The 20,045-nt window shown below is 75.0% G+C and carries 16 protein-coding genes; 12 read left to right on the top strand and 4 right to left on the bottom strand.

The window, feature by feature from the left end; all coding sequences use genetic code 11:
• Positions 1 to 106: 106 nt before the first annotated feature.
• Positions 107 to 943, bottom strand: coding sequence for an alpha/beta hydrolase (locus tag QK440_RS31500; RefSeq protein ID WP_282796651.1), 837 nt, complete (start codon positions 941 to 943; stop codon positions 107 to 109).
• Positions 944 to 1,276: 333 nt separating this feature from the next.
• On the opposite strand from QK440_RS31500, the gene QK440_RS31495 reads away from it, so the two are divergent.
• The 4 genes from QK440_RS31495 to QK440_RS31480 all read left to right on the top strand — a co-directional run bounded on the left by QK440_RS31495 (position 1,277) and on the right by QK440_RS31480 (position 6,927).
• Positions 1,277 to 2,452 carry a cytochrome P450 gene (locus QK440_RS31495; RefSeq protein WP_282796650.1) on the top strand — a complete coding sequence of 392 codons (1,176 nt, stop codon included), beginning with the start codon at positions 1,277 to 1,279 and terminating at the stop codon, positions 2,450 to 2,452.
• 472 nt (positions 2,453 to 2,924) lie between these two features.
• Entirely contained in the window at positions 2,925 to 4,130 is a 1,206-nt protein-coding gene (locus QK440_RS31490; RefSeq protein WP_282796649.1) for a cytochrome P450, read from the top strand.
• Between the two features lie 158 nt (positions 4,131 to 4,288).
• The gene (locus QK440_RS31485; RefSeq protein WP_282796648.1) at positions 4,289 to 5,302 is read left to right on the top strand and encodes a helix-turn-helix transcriptional regulator; all 1,014 of its coding nucleotides are present in this window, start codon (positions 4,289 to 4,291) and stop codon (positions 5,300 to 5,302) included.
• Between the two features lie 338 nt (positions 5,303 to 5,640).
• Positions 5,641 to 6,927, top strand: a complete 1,287-nt coding sequence (locus QK440_RS31480; RefSeq protein ID WP_349239330.1) for a multidrug effflux MFS transporter — start codon at positions 5,641 to 5,643, stop codon at positions 6,925 to 6,927.
• A gap of 65 nt (positions 6,928 to 6,992) precedes the next feature.
• Here QK440_RS31480 and QK440_RS31475 read toward each other — a convergent pair whose 3' ends face one another.
• Positions 6,993 to 7,499, bottom strand: a complete 507-nt coding sequence (locus tag QK440_RS31475) for a carboxymuconolactone decarboxylase family protein (RefSeq protein ID WP_282796646.1) — start codon at positions 7,497 to 7,499, stop codon at positions 6,993 to 6,995.
• Positions 7,500 to 7,679: 180 nt separating this feature from the next.
• Between QK440_RS31475 and QK440_RS31470 the strand changes: the two genes are divergently transcribed.
• The 7 genes from QK440_RS31470 to QK440_RS31440 all read left to right on the top strand — a co-directional run bounded on the left by QK440_RS31470 (position 7,680) and on the right by QK440_RS31440 (position 16,583).
• Positions 7,680 to 10,763 carry a M14 family metallopeptidase gene (locus QK440_RS31470; protein ID WP_282796645.1) on the top strand — a complete coding sequence of 1,028 codons (3,084 nt, stop codon included), beginning with the start codon at positions 7,680 to 7,682 and terminating at the stop codon, positions 10,761 to 10,763.
• Positions 10,764 to 10,902: 139 nt separating this feature from the next.
• On the top strand, positions 10,903 to 11,130 hold the full coding sequence (locus QK440_RS31465; protein ID WP_282796644.1) for a DUF5133 domain-containing protein: 228 nt from the start codon (positions 10,903 to 10,905) through the stop codon (positions 11,128 to 11,130).
• Between the two features lie 118 nt (positions 11,131 to 11,248).
• Positions 11,249 to 12,052 (top strand): alpha/beta hydrolase, encoded by an 804-nt coding sequence (locus tag QK440_RS31460; protein WP_282796643.1) that lies wholly within the window; start codon positions 11,249 to 11,251, stop codon positions 12,050 to 12,052.
• A complete protein-coding gene (locus QK440_RS31455) occupies positions 12,052 to 13,386 on the top strand; it encodes a SpoIIE family protein phosphatase (RefSeq protein WP_282796642.1) in 1,335 nt (444 codons plus the stop codon). The genes QK440_RS31460 and QK440_RS31455 overlap by 1 nt, the downstream gene beginning before the upstream one ends.
• On the top strand, positions 13,383 to 13,736 hold the full coding sequence (locus tag QK440_RS31450; protein WP_282796641.1) for an STAS domain-containing protein: 354 nt from the start codon (positions 13,383 to 13,385) through the stop codon (positions 13,734 to 13,736). The genes QK440_RS31455 and QK440_RS31450 overlap by 4 nt, the downstream gene beginning before the upstream one ends.
• A 328-nt stretch (positions 13,737 to 14,064) precedes the next feature.
• Positions 14,065 to 15,777: an amidohydrolase gene (locus QK440_RS31445; protein ID WP_282796640.1), complete on the top strand. Its 1,713-nt coding sequence runs from the start codon at positions 14,065 to 14,067 to the stop codon at positions 15,775 to 15,777.
• 32 nt (positions 15,778 to 15,809) lie between these two features.
• Positions 15,810 to 16,583 carry a LuxR family transcriptional regulator gene (locus tag QK440_RS31440; RefSeq protein ID WP_282796639.1) on the top strand — a complete coding sequence of 258 codons (774 nt, stop codon included), beginning with the start codon at positions 15,810 to 15,812 and terminating at the stop codon, positions 16,581 to 16,583.
• A 69-nt stretch (positions 16,584 to 16,652) separates the two neighbouring features.
• On the opposite strand, the gene QK440_RS31435 is transcribed toward QK440_RS31440, so the two are convergent.
• Both QK440_RS31435 and QK440_RS31430 read right to left on the bottom strand, forming a co-directional pair.
• Positions 16,653 to 17,303 (bottom strand): NAD(P)H-dependent oxidoreductase, encoded by a 651-nt coding sequence (locus tag QK440_RS31435; RefSeq protein WP_282796638.1) that lies wholly within the window; start codon positions 17,301 to 17,303, stop codon positions 16,653 to 16,655.
• Positions 17,304 to 17,617: 314 nt separating this feature from the next.
• Entirely contained in the window at positions 17,618 to 18,751 is a 1,134-nt protein-coding gene (locus QK440_RS31430) for a diaminopropionate ammonia-lyase (protein WP_282796637.1), read from the bottom strand.
• Between the two features lie 274 nt (positions 18,752 to 19,025).
• On the opposite strand from QK440_RS31430, the gene QK440_RS31425 reads away from it, so the two are divergent.
• Positions 19,026 to 19,964, top strand: a complete 939-nt coding sequence (locus QK440_RS31425) for a LysR family transcriptional regulator (RefSeq protein ID WP_282796636.1) — start codon at positions 19,026 to 19,028, stop codon at positions 19,962 to 19,964.
• Positions 19,965 to 20,045: the final 81 nt, after the last annotated feature.

Genomic DNA, 20,045 nt, shown 5'->3' with positions numbered 1-20,045 from the left:
CCCCCCCCCCCCCCCCCCCCCCCCCCCCCCCCCCCCCCCCCCCCCCCCCCCCCCCCCCCCCCCCCCCCCCCCGGCCCAGTCCTGCCCGGCCCGCGGGCGCGGTGGGCTACCGGTCGGCGCCGGCGAAGCGCAGCAGGTCGCTGTTGAGCCGGTCGGCGTGCGTGGCGAACAGGCCGTGCGCGGCCCCCTCGTACACCAGCACGCGGCTGTGCGGGATCAGCGCGGCACTGGCGTGCGCGCACAGTTCCAGCGGCGCGCTGGCGTCGGCGTCCCCGTGGATGATCAGGGTGGGCACGCCGACGCCGCCGGTGTCGGCGCGCAGGTCGTGGGTGAACAGGGTGCGGGTGACCTCCACGCCGGCGCGCGGGGAGGCGTCCAGGCACTGCTGGGTCAGCCACGCCATGAGCTGGGGGGACAGGGGAAGGTCGGCGGCCCTGGCGCCGGGGCCGCCGAAGAAGGCGGTGACGATCCGCTCCACGAAGGCGGGCCGGTCGGCGGCCATGGCGGCGACGGTCTCCTCCAGCAGGGCGGCGTCGAGCCCGCCGGGGTTGTCCGGGGCGCGCAGCAGGAACGGCGTCGTGGTGCACACCAGCGCCAGGCGCGCCACGCGGTCCGCGCCGTGGCGGGCCAGGTAGCGCACGGCCTCGCCGCCGCCCATGGCGTAGCCGACCAGGGTGACCTCCCGCAGGTCCAGGTGGTCCAGGAGGGCGGCGAGGTCGTCGGCGAGGGTGTCGTAGCCGTGGCCGTCCCAGGGCCGCTCGGAGCGGCCGAAGCCGCGCCGGTCGGGCAGGACGCAGCGCAGGCCTCGGGCGGCCAGGCAGGGGGCCTGGAACTCCCACATGCGCGAGTTCATGGTGGCCGAGCCCAGCAGGACGACGGGGCGGCCCTGGCCCCAGTCCTCGTAGTACAGCCGGGTGCCGTCCTTGACCGTGACGAAAGGCATGGTGACCTACCAGATGACGGGGGAGGGGGGACATCCGCGCACCCCGGGCCCCGGCCCGGCCCCGGCCCGCCGACCGGCCCAGGAGCAGGCCCAGGACCGGGCCAAGGACCGGACCCAGGACCGGCCCCGGGGGCGCGGGGGAGTGGAGCGCGGGCGCCGGCGGGCGGCGCGCGGAGAGATCACCCCAGCACCGTCGACTGACATGTCCCTGACGTGTGGCTGGGCGGGGGCGGCCACCCCGGCGTTTCGATAGCCGGCGGTCAGCCGGGCGTCAGAACGGAGGCCTACGGTCCGACTGACCAGGACCGGCAACGCATCCAAGGACGTGTGAACATGGCGAACCCCGCCTACCCCATGGCCCGCCAGTGCCCGATGTCCCCACCCCCCGCCTACGCCTCCTTCCGCGAGCAGGGGCCGGTGAAGGTCGACCTGCCCGACGGCGGCTGGGCCTGGCTGCTCACCGGCTACGCCGATGTCCGCCAGGCCATGAACGACCCCCGCTTCAGCTCCGACGACACCAAGATGGCCCGCGCCCGCACCCAGTTACCGCCGGGCGAGAACCTCAACTCCTTCTGGCGGATGGACGAGCCCGAGCACGGCCGGCTGCGGCACATGATGATGACCGAGTTCACCGCCCACCGCATCAAGGAGTGGCGCCCGCGCATCCAGGCCCTGGTCGAACAGCTCCTGGACCGCCTGGAGACCCTGCCGCGCCCGGTCGACCTGTACACCGAGTTCGCCCTGGCCCTGCCCACCCAGGTCATCGCCCAGCTCCTGGGCGTGCCCCAGCAGGACTACCGGATGTTCGCCGAGCAGAGCCGCACCATCTTGAGCCTGGACCGGCCCGAGGAGTCCTGGGCCGCCTACTACGCGATGAACGACTACCTCAACCGGCTCATCGAGGACAAGGAGCGCGAGCCCGCCGAGGACCTCATCAGCCGCCTGATCGTGGACCGCGTCCACACCGGCGAACTGCCCCGCGACGAACTGCTGCCCATGGTGCGCTTCATCCTCGTCTCCGGCTACGAGACCACCACCAGCCAGATCGCGCTGAGCGCCCTGACGCTGATGACCAACCCCGACGTCAAGGCCAAGCTGATCAAGGAGCCGGAGCGCATCACCGCCTTCGTCGAGGAGTCCCTGCGCTTCTGGTCCGTCTCCCAGGACAACGTCCTGCGCGTCGTCGACGCCGACATGGAGTTCTCCGGCCAGACCATGACCAAGGGCGAACTGGTCGTCCTGGCCGTGCCCGGCGCCAACCACGACGCGCGGGCCTTCCCCCACCCCGACCGCTTCGACCTGGACCGCGGCGAGAACCGCCACGTCGCCTTCGGCTTCGGCACCCACCTGTGCGCGGGCGCCTCCCTGGCCCGCCGCGAGGTCGAGATCGCCATCCCCGCGCTGCTCGCCCGCTTCCCCGACCTCCAGCTCGTCGGCACCGTGGACGACCTGCAGTTCCGGCAGAAGAGCCTGGTCTACGGCCTCGAAAGCCTCCCGGTGACCTGGTAAGGCCCCCCTAGACGCCTTCACGGCCCCCTGCGGCCCCCTGCGGCCCCCTGCGGCGTCCCCACGGGTGCCCCTGCAGCGTCCCCGCGGCGTCACGCACGGCACAGCGGCGCGCGGCCCCGGGTGCACCGGGCGCACCGGGGCCAAGGGCCTTGCAAGACCCGGCTGTCCACGGCGGCGTACGAGGCCCTGGGGCCGGGGGAGTGGTGTGCGCGGCCTTCGGCACCGGGCGGCGGCGTGCGCGGCGCCGGGCGCGCAGGCGGGTGTGTGCGGCACCCGCCTGCCCCGCACCCGCCCCACCGCCTCCGGCCAGCCGGGCTTCCGGGCCCCCGGGCCTCGGGCCAGTCGGGCGGCCGGACCCCGGGCCTCCAGGCGGCCAGGCGGCCAGGCGGCCGGGCCCCGGTCCTCCGGGCGGGCCACCACACCAGCCACACCAGCCACGCCCCCACCCACCCCACTCACCCGAGGGGCTCCCATGCCGGCCGGCACCACCGTCGATCTGCTGCAGCTCGGCCCCGACTTCGTCCGCGACCCCTACCCCCACTACGCCCGCCTGCGCGCGCAGGCGCCGGTGCACCACGTGCGCGCTCCCGACGGCTCGCAGGTCTACCTGGTCCTGGGGCACGACGCCTGCCGGGCCGCCCTGACCGACGCCCGCCTGAGCCGCAACTGGCGCGGCTCGGGCCGCATGCACCAGATCATCAACGCCGCCGAGGATGACCCGAACCTCGCCCACATGTCGATGGCCGACCCGCCCGACCACACCCGGCTGCGGCGCCTGGTGACCCGCGCCTTCACCCCGCGCCGCATCCAGGCCCTGGCCCCGCGCGTGCAGGAGATCACCGACCGCCTCCTGGACGCCATGACCGGGAGCGACACCCGCACCGCCGACCTCGTCAAGGCCCTGGCCTTCCCGCTGCCGCTGACCGTCATCTGCGAGCTGCTGGGCGTACCCGAACTGGACCGCGACGCCTTTCGCCACTGGTCCGACGACATGCTCGCCCCCTCAAGCCCCCAGGCCCAGCACACCGCCTACGCCGAGCTGGGCGCCTACCTGCGCCGGCTCGTCGACGCCCAGCGCGCCCGCCCCGGCCAGGACCTGCTCAGCGCGCTGATCCACACCGTCGACGAGGACGGCGACCGCCTGTCCCCGGACGAACTGGTGGGCATGTGCAACCTGCTGCTCATCGCCGGGCACGAGACCACCACCCACCTCATCGCGGGCGGCCTGCGCACCCTGTTCGCCCACCCCGCCCAACTGCGGCTGCTGCGCGCCGACCTGAGCCTGACCGAGGGCGCCGTCGAGGAGATGCTGCGCTACGACGGCCCGGTGGAGTCCTCCCTGGAGCGCCTGGCCCTGGTGGACGTGGAGCTGGGCGGGGTGCGCATCCCGGCGGGCTCCACGGTGCGCATGGTGCTGGCCGACGCCGACCGCGACGGTGCCCGCTTCGAGCGGCCCGAGTGCTTCGACATCCGCCGCGACGCCCGCGGCCACATCGCCTTCGGCCACGGCCTGCACCACTGCCTGGGCGCGCCCCTGGCCCGCCTGGAGGCCGCCATCGCGCTGCGCAGCCTCCTGCGGCGCTGCCCGGACCTCGCCCCCGCCGCCGACCTGGCCACCCTGGAGTGGATCCCGGGCCTGCTCATCCGGGGCGTACGCACCCTGCCCGTGCGCTGGTGACCCCCGCCCCGCCCCCTCACCCGGCCTGCCCCGCCCCGGAAAGCCGACGGCCGCGGCAGGCCGGTCACACTCCGGCCACCTGACCCCGCCGGGGCCGGCCCCGGCTGCTCGTACCGGTGGTTGATCCACAAACACGGGGGCGGCTAACCTTCGCCCCCGTGGCCCGAGTTCACCAGCTCACCGACACCGCCGGACCCACGGCGCTGGAGGCGGCGTACACGGCGTACTACGCCTCCATCGCCCACAGTGAACCCGCCGCCGACGGCACCGTGCGACACCGGCTGCGCCGCGGCCTGGGCGAGGGCACGATCGAGGTGACCGCGCTGCACAGCGGTTTCACCCTCATCCGCTACGACGTGGCCTTCACCCGCCCCCACCATCTGCGTTACGCCTTCTCCGGCGACCACTTCGAACTCGAGCACTGCCTGGAGGGGCACCTGCGCGTCAGCGACACCCACACCGGCAGCGGCCACCTGCGCGCCGGCGCGGTCGCGCTGAGCCCGCACCGCCCCGCCCGCGGCGTGCTCACCCACCCCGCCGGCCGGCGCTACCGCGCCCTGTCCCTGACCGGCACCTGGAGCGGCCTGGCCGCTCACCTCGCCCACCTGGGCATCGAGTCCCCGCCCGACGCACGCCCCGCCTCCACCGCGCACCGCCACTACCTGTCCGGCTCCGTCTCGCTGCGCCCGGCCGCCGACCCCCTGCGCGACCTCTACCTGCACCGGCGCACCGGGCCAGGACGCCGACTGGTCCTGGAGTCCCGGCTGGCCTGCGCGCTGTCCACGCTCCTGGAGGCCCTCGCCCCCCGCCCCGCACCCGCACCCGAAGGGCATCTGCGCCTGGAGCGCCACGAGGTGGACGCGCTGCACCGGGTGCCCGGCCTGCTGTGGCAGCACCGCCACGACCCGCTCACCCTGGCCCAGGTCGCCCGTGCCACCTCGATGTCCGTCAAACGCCTCAACGCCGGCTTCCGCGCCCTGTACGGGACCTCGGTGGGCGCCTATCACCGGCGCCGCTGCCTGGAGCGGGCCGCGGCCCTGCTGGTGGAGACCGACTGGCCGGTGGCCCGGATCGGTCACGAGGTCGGCTACGCCTCGGCCACCAACTTCACCTACGCTTTCCGCCGCGCCCGCGGCACCACCCCCACCCACTACCGCCGCACCCACACCTGACCCACCCCGCCCGCGCCGCGCCGCGCCCGCACCTCGCCCGCGCCGCGCAGGCCGCGCCCGTGGCCCCCTGCCGGCGCCGCGCGTGCCTGCCGCGCCTGCCGCGCTCGTCACCCCCTACCGGCGCATCCCGCGTCCGTCCCGGATCCCGCGCCCGTCGCCCCCGTACCGGCACACGCCACATCCCCGTACCAGCACGCCCCGTCGCCCCCGTACCGGCACTTCCTGCGTCCCGTCGCCCGCCGCGCCCCGCACCCGTGTGCCTCCGTGTGCGGCTGTGCCGCGTGCTCCACAGTGCCCGGCCCGCCGCTCCACACCGGCGCGCCGCCGCGCCGCGCACGATGACGGCACCCCTGGGCGCGCACCCCCGCCCCACCCCCCTTTCTCCTGGACGGACCGTGATGAGCGTCGGCACCCCTGGCCTGCCCCCGCATCCCTCAACCGCAGCTCTGGTGGCCGTACTTGGTGCCCTGTCGGCCCTGTCGCCGTTCGCCACCGACATGTACACCCCTGCCTTCCCTGAGATCGTCACCTCGCTGGGCACCACGGCGGGCGCCGTGCAACTGTCCTTGACGGCCTGCCTGGCCGGTCTCGCCGTGGGCCAGGTGGTGCTGGGTCCGGCCAGTGACGCGCTGGGGCGCCGGCGGGTGCTGCTGGCCGGCTGCGCCGCCTTCGCCGTGCTGTCGCTGGTGTGCGCGCTGGCGCCGTCGGCCCCGGTGTTCACCGTGGCCCGCCTGGCGCAGGGAGCGGCCGGCAGCGCGGGCCTGGTCGTGGCCCGCGCGGTGGTCGGCGACCGGTTCACCGGCACCGCGGCGGCCCGCCACCTGGCCACGCTGAGCGTCATCGCGATGACCGCGCCGGTCCTGGCGCCCGTCACCGGTGGCCTGCTGCTGAGCGTGGGCTCCTGGCGCCTGGTCTTCACCGCCCTGGCCGCCGCCGGGCTGGCGCTGGGTGCCGCGGTGTGGGCCTGGGTGCCCGAGACCCTGCCGGCCGGGCGGCGCCGCGGCGGCGGCCTGCGCGCCGCGGCCACCGCCACGGGGGCGCTGCTGCGCCGCCGTGAGCTGACCGGCCACCTGCTGGTCCTGGGGTGCGCCCTGGCGGCGGTGTTCGCCTACATCACCGGCGCCCCCTTCGTCTTCCAGGACGGCTACGGCCTGTCCGCCACCGCCTACGGCCTGGTGTTCGCCGCCAACGCCGCCGGCACGGTGGCCACCGGTGTGCTCTTCGCCCGCCTGGCGGGGCGGGTTCCCCTGCGCGTGCTGCTGGCCGCCGGGGTGCTGGCCACGGCGGGCTGCGCGCTGGCGCTGGGGGTGCTGCTCGCCGCCGGTGTCAGCACCCTGGCCACCACCTGGCTCTGCCTGTTCGGTCTGACCTCGGGTTTCGGGCTTGTGCTGCCCGCGGCCACCACCGTGGTCGTGGACGCGGGCCGCGCCGCGCCCGGGGCGGCTTCCGGGCTGCTCGGCGGTACCCAGTTCGCGCTCGGCGCGGTGGCCGCGCCGCTGCCCGGTGCCTGGGGGCCCACCACCGCCGCCTCCATGACGGCTGTCGTGGCCGGTTTCGTGCTGCTGTCCACGGCGGCGCTGTGCACGCTCTGCCGGCCCCGGCGGGCCTGCCGGGGCCCGCGCTGAGCGCGTCCGCCCCGCCCGGGGCCGGGGCCCTGGGCGGGGCGAACTGCCCGGGCGGGGCGCGGGGTTCAGTTCCACGGGTCGGTGAAGGACCGTCCCGGTACCGGCTTGGCGATCAGCGCCACCGGGGTGAAGAAGCCGACCTGGCCGATGGCGAACATCAAGGTGGCCAGCGCGGTGGGCGGGTAGTGCTCGGCGGCCTGCGCGTACAGCTCGTCGCTGACCCGTTCGCCGTGCGTGCTGGGCTGCAGCACGGCCTCCACCAGGGCCAGCGCGGCCCGTTCGGCGCCGGTGAAGTACGGCGAGTCCTGCCAGGAGGCCACCGAGGCGATGCGCTCCTGGCTCTGTCCGGCCTTGCGCAGGAACCCGGTGTGCAGCACGGTCAGGTAGGTGCTGGCGACGATCTGGCCCGCCCGCAACTGGACGAGGCTGATCGTGGAGCGCGGCACCGAGCCGTTTCCGGTGACCTTGAACAGCGCCGCGGAGACCTCGGCCAGCTCGGGCACGAGGGCGGCGGGGTCCTCGGTCATGCGCGGGGTCATGGGAACGTCCGCCGTGATCGCAGGTGTCGTCATCGCTGCCTCCAAAGGGGTGGTTGCCTGTGTGCTCACCCCTCTGACGGACCGCGTGTGCCTCATGTGACAGCCCCGCCCCCGGCTCGGCGCCCGACGCCCCGCCGTATTGACATGATCATGAGGTGTGGTGAGCCTGGCGTTCGCGCACACCCGCGTGCCGGACAACTGCAAGGGGGGCTCATGAGACGCACAGCGCGCGCGAGATCGGTGCTGGCCACCGCCGCACTGCTCGCCGCCGGCCTGGCCGCCGCACCGCACGCCCAGGCCGACACACCGGCGGCCGCACCGGCGGCCGCACCACAAGAAGCACCCGGCAGCACAGCAGCCACAGCCTCAGGCAAGGCGCCGGGGAAAACCCTGAGCAAAGCACCCGCCAAGGCCGCCTCGGACAACGGCGACGACGGCGACGACGGTCGCGGCAGCGGCGGGCAGGTGCGGGTCTACCGCGGCGAGGTCACCAGCAAGCAGATCCCGCTCCTGCTGCGGGCCGGCCAGGACGCACACGAGCTGGCCGGGCAGTTGCCCCGCGGCGGCAGCGGCCGCATCGAGCTGTACCTGACCCGCGACCAGGCCCGCTCCCTTGAGCGCCAGGGCGTGAGGCTCAGCGAGCACACCCTGCCCCGGTCCGCCGAGCGGCGCCTTGCCGCGCAGGGCGACGGCGTCTACCGGCCCTACAGCGGCAAGGGCGGCCTGCAAGAGGAGATCCTCGCCACCGCCCGCGCCCACCCCCGCCTGACCAAGGTCGTCTCCCTGGGCAAGACCGTCCAGGGCAAGGACATCCTGGCCCTGAAGCTGTCCAAGGACGCCAGGAAGACCAAGGACGGCTCCAAGCCCGCCACGCTCTACCTGTCCAACCAGCACGCCCGCGAGTGGATCACCCCCGAGATGACCCGCCGCCTGATGCACCACTACCTCGACCGCTACGGCAAGGACAAGCAGATCACCGAGCTGGTCAACGCCAGTGAGCTGTGGTTCGTCCTGTCGGCCAACCCCGACGGCTACGACTTCACCCACGCCGCCGGCGGCGAGCGCCAGTGGCGCAAGAACCTGCGCGACCTCAACGGCGACGGCCGTATCACCGCCGGCGACGGCGTCGACCTCAACCGCAACTTCGCCTACAAATGGGGCTACGACAACGAGGGCTCCTCGCCCCGCCCCTCCTCGGAGACCTACCGCGGCGCCAAACCGATGTCCGAGCCCGAGACCAGGGCCATCGACCGCTTCCAAAAGCGCATCGGCTTCACCTACGGCATCAACTACCACTCCGCGGCCGAACTCATCCTGTACGGCGTGGGCTGGCAGGTCGCCACCCCCACCCCCGACGACGTGCTCTACAAGTCCCTGGCCGGCACGCCCCAAAAGCCCGCGATCCCCGGCTACCGCCCCCAGGTGTCCTCCGAGCTGTACACCACCAACGGCGAGGCCAACGGCCACGCGGGCAACATCAACGGCATCGCGATGTTCACCCCCGAGATGTCCACCTGCCAGAGCGCCTCACGCCTTGACCCCGACGACCCGTGGCGGCCCGAGGACTGCGCGTCGGTCTTCACCTTCCCCGACGACGAGAAGCTGATCCAGCAGGAGTTCGCCAAGAACGTGCCCTTCGCGCTGGCCGTCGCCCGCAGCGCCCTGCACCCCGACCGGCCCGTCTCCGTGCCCGGCGTCACCGCCCCCGACTTCACCCCCGACTCCTTCACCACCTCCTACGCACGCACCGGGCAGCAGCAGGTCGCCGTCACCGCCCGCAAGTCGCTGCGCGCGAAGAAACTCGTGTACCGCCTCAACGGCGGCCCCCGCCGCCAGGCACCCCTCAAGCCCTGGAAGGGCGGCAAGACCTACGGCGGCGAGGACAACCTGTACTTCGACCAGTACCGCGCGCCCGTGACCGGCGCGCGCCCCGGCGACCGGGTCGAGGTCTCCTTCACCGCCCGCACCACCACGGGCCGCCCGACCCGCAGCACCCCCTTCACCTACACCCTCGCCCAGCGCCCCGCCGCCCGCACCCTCGTCCTGGCCGAGGACGGCGCCGGCACCGCCCAGACGCGAAAGTACCTCGACGCCCTCAAGGCCAACGGGCACACCGCCGCCGTGTGGGACGTCACCCGCCAGGGCGCCCCGCACCCCCTGGGCGTGCTGTCCCACTTCCGCACCGTCGTGCACCACACCGGCGACGCCGCACCGGGCGCCCCCACCCAACTGGCCCTGCGCGCCTACCTCAACGAGGGCGGCAAGCTCATCGAGACCGGCGAACAGGCCGGCGGCGCCACCGACCTCGGCGCCGCCCTCAGCGACGACTTCGCCCAGTACTACCTGGGCGCCTACGAACGCCTGCCCGCCTTGGGCGCCGGCCGCTTCACCGGCCGCGGCGCCCTGGCCGGCACCGGCGGCGCCCTGAGCGGCACCGCGGGCAACCCGCTGGACAAGGCCGGCCGCTACACCGTCACCTCCGACTACCTGCCCGCCGACCGGTTCCCCCAGTTCGCCAGCGCCCCCGCGGGCACCTACCCGGACCTGGCCAACCCCTACGCGCCCCACACCGGCCGCCACATGGCCGCAGCCCTCCACACCGACCGCGACTACCAGCGCCTGACCCGCACCGTCGACCTGAGTGGCGTCAGCGCCGCCCAGCGTCCGCAGCTGCGCCTGGCGCTGAACTGGAACCTGGAGGCCGGCTTCGACCACGGCCTGCTGGAGGCGCGCACCGCGGGCGCCCAGGACTGGACCACCCTGGCCGACCTCAACGGCGCCACCTCCACCGCCGTGCCCACCCGCTGCGAGGCCGGCTCCCACCTGGCCACCCACCCCTTCCTCGCCCACTACCTCACCCGCGGCCCGCAGGGCTGCACCGCCACCGGCACCAGCGGCTCCTGGAACAGCCTCACCGGCTCCTCGGACGGCTGGAAGCAGACCGCGTTCGACCTGAGTCCTTACGCCGGCACGAAGGTCGAGGTGTCCCTCAGCGCGGTCACCGACCCCTCCGACGGCGGCCGCGGCCTGTTCGCCGACGACATCCGCCTGGTCACCGGCGACACCACCACCGACACCGAGGGCTTCGAGACCTCCCTGGGCGCCTGGCGCCCCGCACCGCCCCCGCCCGGCAGCCCCGACATCACCGGCGACTGGGCCCGCACCGGCGAACTCCACACGCCCTACGCCGCCGTCACCACCCGCGACAGCGTCCTGCTCGGCTTCGGCTTCGAACACCTCCCCGACGCCGGGCGCCGCGCCGCACTGATGAAGGCCGCCCTGGCCCACCTGCGCTGACCCCGCCCCCGGGCCGGGCCGCCCCCCGGTGAGGGGCGGCCCGGCCTTTTCCCCACCACCGGCGAATGCCGCCGCCCCAGGCGGGGCACAAGGGGGGCTGTATTACCCACCCAAGGAGTGGCGACAAGGGAGCCCCCCCATGCTCATGGCACATCCGGCCGTCCTGAAGGACCTGGTCGAGCAGTACGAGACGCTGCGCGCCCTGCACACGCACAACAGCACCGAGCAGGTACGCCGGCGCATGGACGACGTCGCCTACACCCTGTGCGTGTCCACCGGCACCCGCGACGTCGACGCCGCCCTGCTCGCCGCCCGCCACCGCCTGCCCGGCACCCGCCCCCAGGGCGAGTCCCTCCTGGCCGGCTGACCCCCTGCCCGCCCCGCGCGGGGCGGGCAGGACAGCACCCTCCACCCCAGCCGCCCCGCCCGGTGCCCCCCGGGGCCGCCCCACCCGCCCCTTCGGTGCACTTGAGACACTGGCGGATATGGACGTCATCCGCAGGAACAACATCACCGTCACCGGCAACCCCGCAGGTCCGGCGGTGGTCCTGGCGCACGGCTTCGGCTGCGACCAGAACATGTGGCGTCTGACCGTCCCCGCCCTGGCCCGCGACTACCGCGTGGTGCTGTTCGACTACGTCGGCTCGGGCCGCTCGGACCCGACCGCCTTCGACGAGGACCGCTACTGCGCCCTGGACGGCTACGCCCAGGACGTGGTGGAGGTCTGCCAGGCCCTGGACCTGCGCGAGGCAGCCTTCGTGGGCCACTCCGTCAGCGCGATGACCGGGGTCCTGGCCGCCGCCCGCGCCCCGCAGCACATCGGCTCCCTGATCATGGTCGCCCCCTCCCCGCGCTACCTCGACGACGACGGCTACCGCGGCGGTTTCAGCGCCCAGGACATCGACGAGCTCCTGGACTCCCTGGAAGCGAACTACCTCGGCTGGTCCGCGGCCATGGCCCCCCTGATCATGGGCAATCCCGACCGCCCCGAACTGGGCGAGGAACTGACCAACAGCTTCTGCGCCACCGACCCCGACATGGCCCGCGTCTTCGCCCGCGCCACCTTCCTGTCCGACTCCCGCGACGACCTGAAGAGCGTGACGGTGCCCACCCTGATCCTGGAGTGCGCCCAGGACGCCATCGCCCCCCGCGAGGTCGGCGCCTTCGTCCACCGGGCGATACCCGGCTCGCAGCTGGTCACCCTCGACGCCACCGGCCACTGCCCGCACCTGTCCGCCCCCGGGGCCACCAACGAGGCCATCGTGGCCTTCCTGGCGGCCCGGCGCTGATGGACCGCACCGACCGGCAACCCGACCCCCACGACCCCCGCGACCGCCGCGACCGCTGCAGCGCCGGCGGGCCGGCCCCGGACGCGGCCTTCGCCGCCCTGCTGGAGGACAGCGCCGAGGAACTCTACGAGAACGCCCCCTGCGGCTACCTGTCCACCCTCATGGACGGCACCGTCGCCAAAATCAACACCACCCTGCTGACCTGGCTCGGCCTCACCCGCGAGGCCGTGGTGGGCCGCCTCCGCTTCACCGACCTGCTCAGCACGGGCGGCAAGCTCTACCACGAAACCCACTTCGCCCCCCTGCTGCGCATGCAGGGCGAGATCAGCGGCATCGCCCTGGAACTCGTGCGCACCGACCGCACCCGCATACCGGTCCTGGTCTCCTCCGTGGTCAAACACGGCTCCACCGGCGAACCCCTGCTGATCCGCACCACCGTCTTCGACGCCCGCGACCGCCGCGCCTACGAAGAAGAACTCCTGCGCGGCCGCCGGGACGCCGAAGCCGCCCGCCGGCAGGCCGAGGACGCCCGCCGGCAGGCCGAGGCCGACCGCGCCCGCCTCCAGGAGACCCTGGCCGTGCTGCAGCAGTCCCTGCTGCCCGACACCCTGCCCGAGGTCCCCGGCGTCCAGACGGCCGCCTACTACCACACCGCCTCGCCCGACCACCTCACCGGCGACTTCTACGACGTCTTCCCCCTGGACGGCACACGCTTCGCCTTCTTCCTCGGCGACGTGTGCGGCAAAGGCCCCCAGGCCGCCGCCGTCACCTCCCTGACCCGCTACACCCTGCGCGCCGCGGCCCTGCACGACCCCGACCCCGTCGCCGCCCTGACCACCCTCAACCAAGTACTCCACGAGCGCTACACCGCCGGCGGCGACCCCCGCTACTGCACCACCGTCGTCGGCACCCTCCAGCCCGACCCCGCCACCGGACACCTCACCGTCCACCTCGCCTCCGGCGGCCACCCCCCGGCCCTGGTCCTGCGCGCCGACGGCACGGCCCACTTCCTGCCCACCCCCGGCGGCCTGCTGGTCGGCGTGCTGCCCCACGCCACCTTCACCACCGCCACCACCACCCTGGCCCCCGGCGACACCCTCCTGCTCTACACCGACGGCCTCACCGAGGCCCGCACCGGCCCCGACCGCACCCACCTCTTCGGCGACCAGGCCCTGCTCGCCTTCGCCGCCCGCCACGCCGGCCGGCCCCCGCAGAGCCTGATCCACGCCCTGACCGGCCTGCTCGCCGGCTTCGGCGACGGCCTCGACGACGACACCGCCCTGCTCGCCCTCGGCGTACCGGCCTCCGACCCCCCGACGAGAAGCACACGATGAACCCACTGCAGATCACCACGCGAGACGCCGCGACCGGTCCCGTCCTGGAGATCACCGGTGCGCTCGACCACCACACCGCCCCCCACCTGCGCGCCCACGTCACCGCCACCCCCCTCGACGCCGGCCGGCGCCTGGTCCTGGACCTGGAGGGCGTCACCTTCTGCGACTCCAGCGGCATCAGCGCCCTGATCGCCGCACGCCACCACGCCCACACCGCCCGGGCCGACATCGCCCTGGCCGCCGTACCCGCCAACATGCTGCGCATCCTGCGCATCGTCGGCCTCGACCAGATCTTCCCCCTCCACCCCGACGCCGCCACCGCCACCCGCCCCACCCCCGCCTCACCCTGACCCCCACCCCCCCTCTCGCGCGGCGGTACGTGCTCCCGCACCGCGCCACACCGCGCCGCACCGCGGCCGGCAGCACCGGCCCGGCCCTACCGGCGCCCCGGCCACGCCGCCCCCCACCCCGCCCGGCGCGCGCCCGCCCACTGAGCGCCACCCCGCAGGACGCGGGGCACAGCCCCGCGGACCCGCCGGCAGCGGCCGCCGCCCCGGCGGGAGCCCGTATCGGTGAAATGACCGATGCGCACCGGGCACCGGCCCCGCGATAGTCACGGAAGGAAGATCATTCCCGGGCGGCCCGGTGGCGCCCGGGCGGCGAAAGGACCCCTTCTTCGTGGACACGCACGCGGACCTGGTGCTGCACAACGCACGGGTGATCACGGTGGACGCGCAGTTCTCCCTGGCCTCGGCCCTGGCCGTGACCGGTGGCACCATCAGCGCCGTCGGCGACCGCGCCGCCGTCGCCCCGCTCATCGGCCCCCGCACCCGCGTCATCGACCTGCACGGGGCCACCCTGCTGCCCGGCATCAACGACTCCCACCTGCACGGGTGCGCCTTCGGCATGGCCAGCCCGCCGCTCTCCCTGGACCTCGGCCACCCCGCCGTCGCCTCCCTGGCCGACGTGGCCCGCGCCGTGGCCACCGCCACCGAACGCGCCCCCGCCGGGCAGTGGATCACCGGGCACGGCTGGGACACCGGCTACCTCGCCGAGTGCGCCGCCGATCCCGCGCGCCGGCCCACCCGCCACGACCTGGACCAGGTCAGCCCCGACCACCCCGTCGTGCTGTACTCCTTCTCCGGCCACGCCACCTGGGTCAACACCCGGGCCCTGCACAGCATCGGCATCACCCGCCACACCCCCGCACCCCCCGGCGGAGCCATCGTCACCGACGCGGCCGGCGAGCCCACCGGACTGCTCCACGAAGGCGCCCAGGCCCTCATCCAGAACGCCCTGCCCCCGCTGAGCCGCCAGGAGCGCACCGACGCCATCCGCTCCACCCTGGCCACCCTGGCCGGACTCGGCATCACCAGCTACACCGAACCGGGCCTGGGCCCCGGCGGCGAGGGCATCATGCGCGGCGCCCTGGGCACCCAGACCCTGGAGGTCTACCGCGAGCTGCTGGACCGGGACGAACTGACCGCCCGCCTGGGCGTGCTGCTGCTGCCCACCGGCATGGCCGGCACCGCCGAGGAGTTCGCCCGCGCCCTCGCCGACCTCACCGCCCCGGGCCCCGGCGGCGGCTGCGACCCGCGCCGCCTGGCCGTCCACGGCGTGAAGATCTTCGCCGACGGCATCGTCCCCAACAAGACGGCCTGGATGCACCAGCCCTACGTCGGCGGCGGCTGCGGCGGCCTGTGCGTGGGCGGCGACAGCGACAGCGAACGCGTCGCCCAGATCAACGCCATGATCCGCCACGCCCACGCCGCCGGCCACCAGCTCGGCGTCCACGTCACCGGCGACCGCGCCATCGACACCGTCGCCGACGCCTTCGCCGCCGCCCAGGCCGCCCACCCCCGCAACGACGCCCGCCACTACGCCATCCACGGCGACTTCCTGACCGCCCACAGCATGAAGGTCCTGGCCGCCCACGGCTTCGGCGTCAACATGAACCCCACCATCAAATGGACCGTCGCCGACATGGAGGAGGACTTCGTCGGCCCCGAACGCGCCGCCTACGCCTGGCCCTACCGCGACGCCCTCGACGCCGGCCTGCGCGTGGCCAGCGGCTCCGACGCCCCCGTCACCCACCCCGACTGGCGCCAGGGCGTGGCCACCATGATGCTGCGAAAGTCCAAGGCCGCCGGCCGCGTCAGCGGACCCGAGCAGCGCATCACCCTGGCCGAGGCGATCCGCACCTACACCATCGACGCCGCCTGGCAGGACTTCGCCGACCACTACAAGGGCTCCCTGGAAGTCGGCAAGGTCGCCGACCTGTGCGTGCTGGACACCGACCTGCTCACCGCCGACCCCCACGACATCCCCGCCGCCCCCGTCACCCTCACCGTCGTCGACGGCCGCATCGTGCACGAGGCCCTCGCCGATTGACGCACCACCCCCCACAAGATCATCCTGGGGGGATGGCCGCCCCGCACCCCGCCCCGGACCTCCTGGACGCCGCCGTCCAGGTCCGCCAGGCCGCCCGCGACGCCCCCCGCACCGGCTTCCGCCAGGTCCTGACCGCGCTGTCGGGAATCCTGGAGTACGACCACGCCTCCCTGACCCGCTGGGACCCCCACCGCCGCCGCCACACCACCCTGGCCGGCACCTACCCCGAACACGCCACCGCCTACATCGAAAACCGCCTCCACCACGACCCGGTCTTCGCCGTCCTGCACAGCCCCGCCCAAGGCGGCCTGTGGCTCACCGACATGCCCGCGCACCTGCTGGCCGCCTCACCCGGCTTCACCGACGTGCTGCGCCCGCTGGGCATCGCGGGGGGCGTGGCCCAGTGCCTGTTCACCGCCGAGGGCCGCTACGCCGGCATGCTCAACATCAGCACCCGCCACCCGCGGCGCGCGCCCGATACGGCGCGCGCCGCGGTCACCCTGCTCACCGAGTCCCTGGCCGCGGCCCTCGCCCCCGCCACCGCCCCGTCCCCGCGCCCACCCGCCGCCGTGCCCGCCGTGCCGGGTGCGGCCACCCGGCCGCCGGGCCCGCTCTCCCCCCGCGAACGGCAGGTCCTGGCCGAACTGGCCGCGGGCCGCACCAACCGCCAGATCGCCCAGCGCCTCCACATCACCCCGCGCACGGTGGGCACCCACATCGAGCACATCCTGGCCAAGCTCGATGCGCCCAACCGCGCCGCGGCCGCCGCCCGGGCCGCCGCCTGGGGCATCACCCCCGCCCCCTGACACCCCCCGGGGCGCCCGGTGAGCCTGCCGGCGCGGCCCCCTTGCGGCGGACGGCGGGGCCGGTGGCCGTCATGCGGCCAGGCGCACCGCCAGGTCCCTGGCATGGGAGGCGGCAGCCGCCAGGGCCCGCTCGCGGGAGGTCTCGAAGAGCGGGACCAGGCCGGCCATCGCGGGAACGGCCGGGGCCAGGGTCAGTTCGGCGACGATGAAGGTGACGTCCAGGCCCAGGCCGCCGCCGAGCACCTGCCGCAGATAGCTCTGCACGTAGTCGTTGCCGTACTGGGGCGTGCCCTTCTCGTACGAGCCGCCGCGGCTGGTCACCACGACGGCGGGCTTGCCCGCCAGGGAGGGGGACTCGGTCAACGCGGTGCGGCCCACGGTGAAGACGTGGTCGATCCAGGCCTTCAGCGTCGAGGGAACGGAGTAGTTGTACATCGGCGCGCCGAGCAGGATCACGTCCGCCGCCTCGGCCTCTTCGATCAGCTCGGCGCGCAGGGCGAAGGCGTCCCGCTGCTGCGGGGACCGGTCGGCGGGGGCGGTGTAGCCGGCGTAGTAGGCGCCGGCCCGCAGGTGGGGCACCGGGTCGGCGTCGAGATCCCGGTAGATCACTGTGCCCTCAGGGTGCTCGCTCTCCCATGCCGTGCGGAAGGCGGCGGTCACGGCGCGGGAGTGGGAGTCCTCGCCGTTGAGGGAGGTGTCGATGTGCAGCAGCGTGGCCATGGCGGTTCTCCTGGGTTCTGGTGTCCGCGCCAGGGCGGCCCGGGCGGGTCGCGCGGTCCGCGCAGCGTCGTGGACGGGTCAGCCGGTGATACGGGGTGCGCGGCCGCCTCGGCGGCCGCCCCGCTGTGGGCCACAGCCTGCTGCGTCAAGCGCACTTGAGGTCCAGGGCCCGTGGCCCACGTCACAGCCCGGCCCGCCGCCGCCCCCCCCGGGCCCGGCGGGGCCCGGCCGGCGCGCCCCGGGTCACCGCCACCGGGCCCAGGCCCCGGGGTGAGGCGGGCGCACGGGCGCCCAGGGCGGCGCGGCCAGGGGGCTCAGCGCGCGCCCGGCCCGTCCTGGCCGGGGCGGGGGAGGGGGTGGGGGTTGGCGGCGGTGCCCTCGGTGCTCAGCAGCACGACGACCGAGGCCGGCCCCAGCCCCAGCGCGGCACGGCGCTCACCGGCCCCGGCACCGGTGAGCACCGCCCGCAGCCCGGCCAGCGAGGCGGCCCCGCACGGGCCCGAGGACACCCCGGCGCCGGCCAGCACCTCGGCGGCGCGGGCACTGTCGGCGTCGCTGACGGCGACCGCGGCGTCCAGCCCGCCGCTGAGGTGGGGCCAGGCGATGCTGGAGGGCGTACCGCAGTTCAGCCCGGCCATGGCGGTCGGGCCGGTGGCGATGCTCAGCGGAAGGCCGCGGGCCAGGCTGCGCAGGACGCAGGCCGCGGCCTGCGGCTCCACCGACAGCAGCGCCGGGCCGCCCCCTGCCGGGCGGCTGCGGTAGTGGGTGATCACGGCCTGCGCCAAGGAGCCCACGCCCACCGGGACGCCGACCAGGTCGGGACCGCTGATCCCGGCGGCGGCCAGTTGCTCGTCGATCTCGGCGCACAGGGTGGAGTAGCCCTCCACGATCCACCCCGGGATCCGTTCGTAGCCCGGCCAGGCGGTGTCCTGGACCAGGACCGCGTCCGCACCGGCCCCCGCCCGGGCCGCCAGGCGCACCGCCTCGTCGTAGGTGCCCTCCACCTCGGTGACCTGGGCCTGTTCGGCGGCGATGGCGGCCACGGCCCGCGGATGCACCCCCTGGGGCACGAAGACATGGGCGCGCTGGCCCAGGCGGCGCGCCATGCGGGCCACCGCCCGCCCGTGATTGCCGTCGGTGGCGGTCACCAGGGTGAGCACGCCGGGTGCCGCACCCCGCGCGGCCCGCTCGGCGAGGATCCGGTGCACGGCCCAGGACGCCCCCAGGGCCTTGAACGCGGGCAGCCCCAGACGGCACGACTCGTCTTTGACGAACACCCGCCCCACCCCCAACTCCGCGGCCACCGCGGGCAGTTCCGTCAGGGGAGTGGGTGCGTAGTCGGGCAGCGAGGCGTGAAAAGCCCGCACCTGGGCGGGCGCGGGCGCACACCGCCAGGCCCGGGCACCCGCCCGTACGAACCACGACGGCGCCGAGGACGGCACGGACACGGACGCCGAGGACGGCGCGGGTGACGACACGGAGGACGGCGCGGGTGACGGCTCAGGTGACGGCGCGGGCGCGGGCGAAGGCACGGAAGACGGCCCGGGCCCGGGCACGGGGGAGGGGACGGGGACGGTCGGGGGGTTCAGGGAAGCGTTGTCAGGCACCGCACCAGCATCCGCCGCCCCCGCACCATCGGTCCAGCGAATCCTTCCCACCTATACTCATCGGAAAAACCGATCCTTCACCCCCCGGCCCGCAGCAGACGAAAGGCCACCCGCCGTGTTCGACCTGCACCGACTGCGCCTGCTGCGCGAACTCAAGCACCGCGGCACCCTCGCCGCCGTCGCCACCGCCCTGTCCTACGCCCCCTCCTCCGTCTCCCAGCAACTGTCCCTGCTGGAAGCCGAAGCAGGCGTCCCGCTCCTGGAACCGGCCGGGCGGCGGGTACGGCTGACCGCGCAGGCCGAGATCCTCGTCGCCCACACCGAGGCGGTCCTGGAACGCCTGGAACGCGCCGAGGCGGACATCGCCGCCTCCCTGACCGACCTGAGCGGCACCTTCCGCATCGCCTCTTTCCAGACCGCCGCCCTGGCCCTCCTGCCGGCCGCCCTGGGCCTGCTGCGCCACCACCACCCCAACCTGCGCGTCCACCTCACGCAGATGGAGCCGGAAAAGGCCCTGCCCGCCCTCCTGGCCCGCGACTTCGACCTCGTCCTGGCCGAGGAGTACCCCGGCGACCCCCCGCCGCGCCCCGCCGAACTCGAACAGCAGGACCTGCTGGAGGACCCCCTGCACCTGGCCCTGCCCCCCTCGGCCGGCACCGCTCGCCCCGGCCGCCCGGCAGCGGCCCTGCGCTCCCTCGCCGGCCACCCCTGGGTGATGGAACCCGAGGGCACGGCCGCCCGGCAGTGGGCCACGGCCCTGTGCCGCGCGGCCGGTTTCGAACCCGACGTACGGTTCGAGACCCCCGACCTCGTACTCCACCAGCGCCTGGCCGAACAGGGCCACGCCGCGGCCTTCCTGCCCGGCCTCGTCTTCGGCGACCGGCCCCCCGCCCTGGCCCTGTGCCCCCTCCCGCGCGGCCGGGGCACCCGCCGCATCACCACCGTCGTACGCCGGGGCCGCAGCGGCCACCCCACCGTCGTGGCCTGCCGCGACGCACTGCGCCACGCCGCCTTGAACCTCCCCGCCCCGCCCCCACGGGCCGGCCACCCCTGACCCCTCACGCACACCCGCGCAGGCAGCCGGGCAGACGGCCGGGGGCGGGCCGGCAGCGCCCGCACCGGGCCGGGGCACTCA

Source organism: Streptomyces sp. CC224B, assembly GCF_030010595.1.
Lineage (GTDB): Bacteria > Actinomycetota > Actinomycetes > Streptomycetales > Streptomycetaceae > Streptomyces > Streptomyces longispororuber.
The sequence above is the reverse complement of the archived record's forward strand: the minus strand, read 5'-3'. Positions and strand labels throughout refer to the sequence as shown.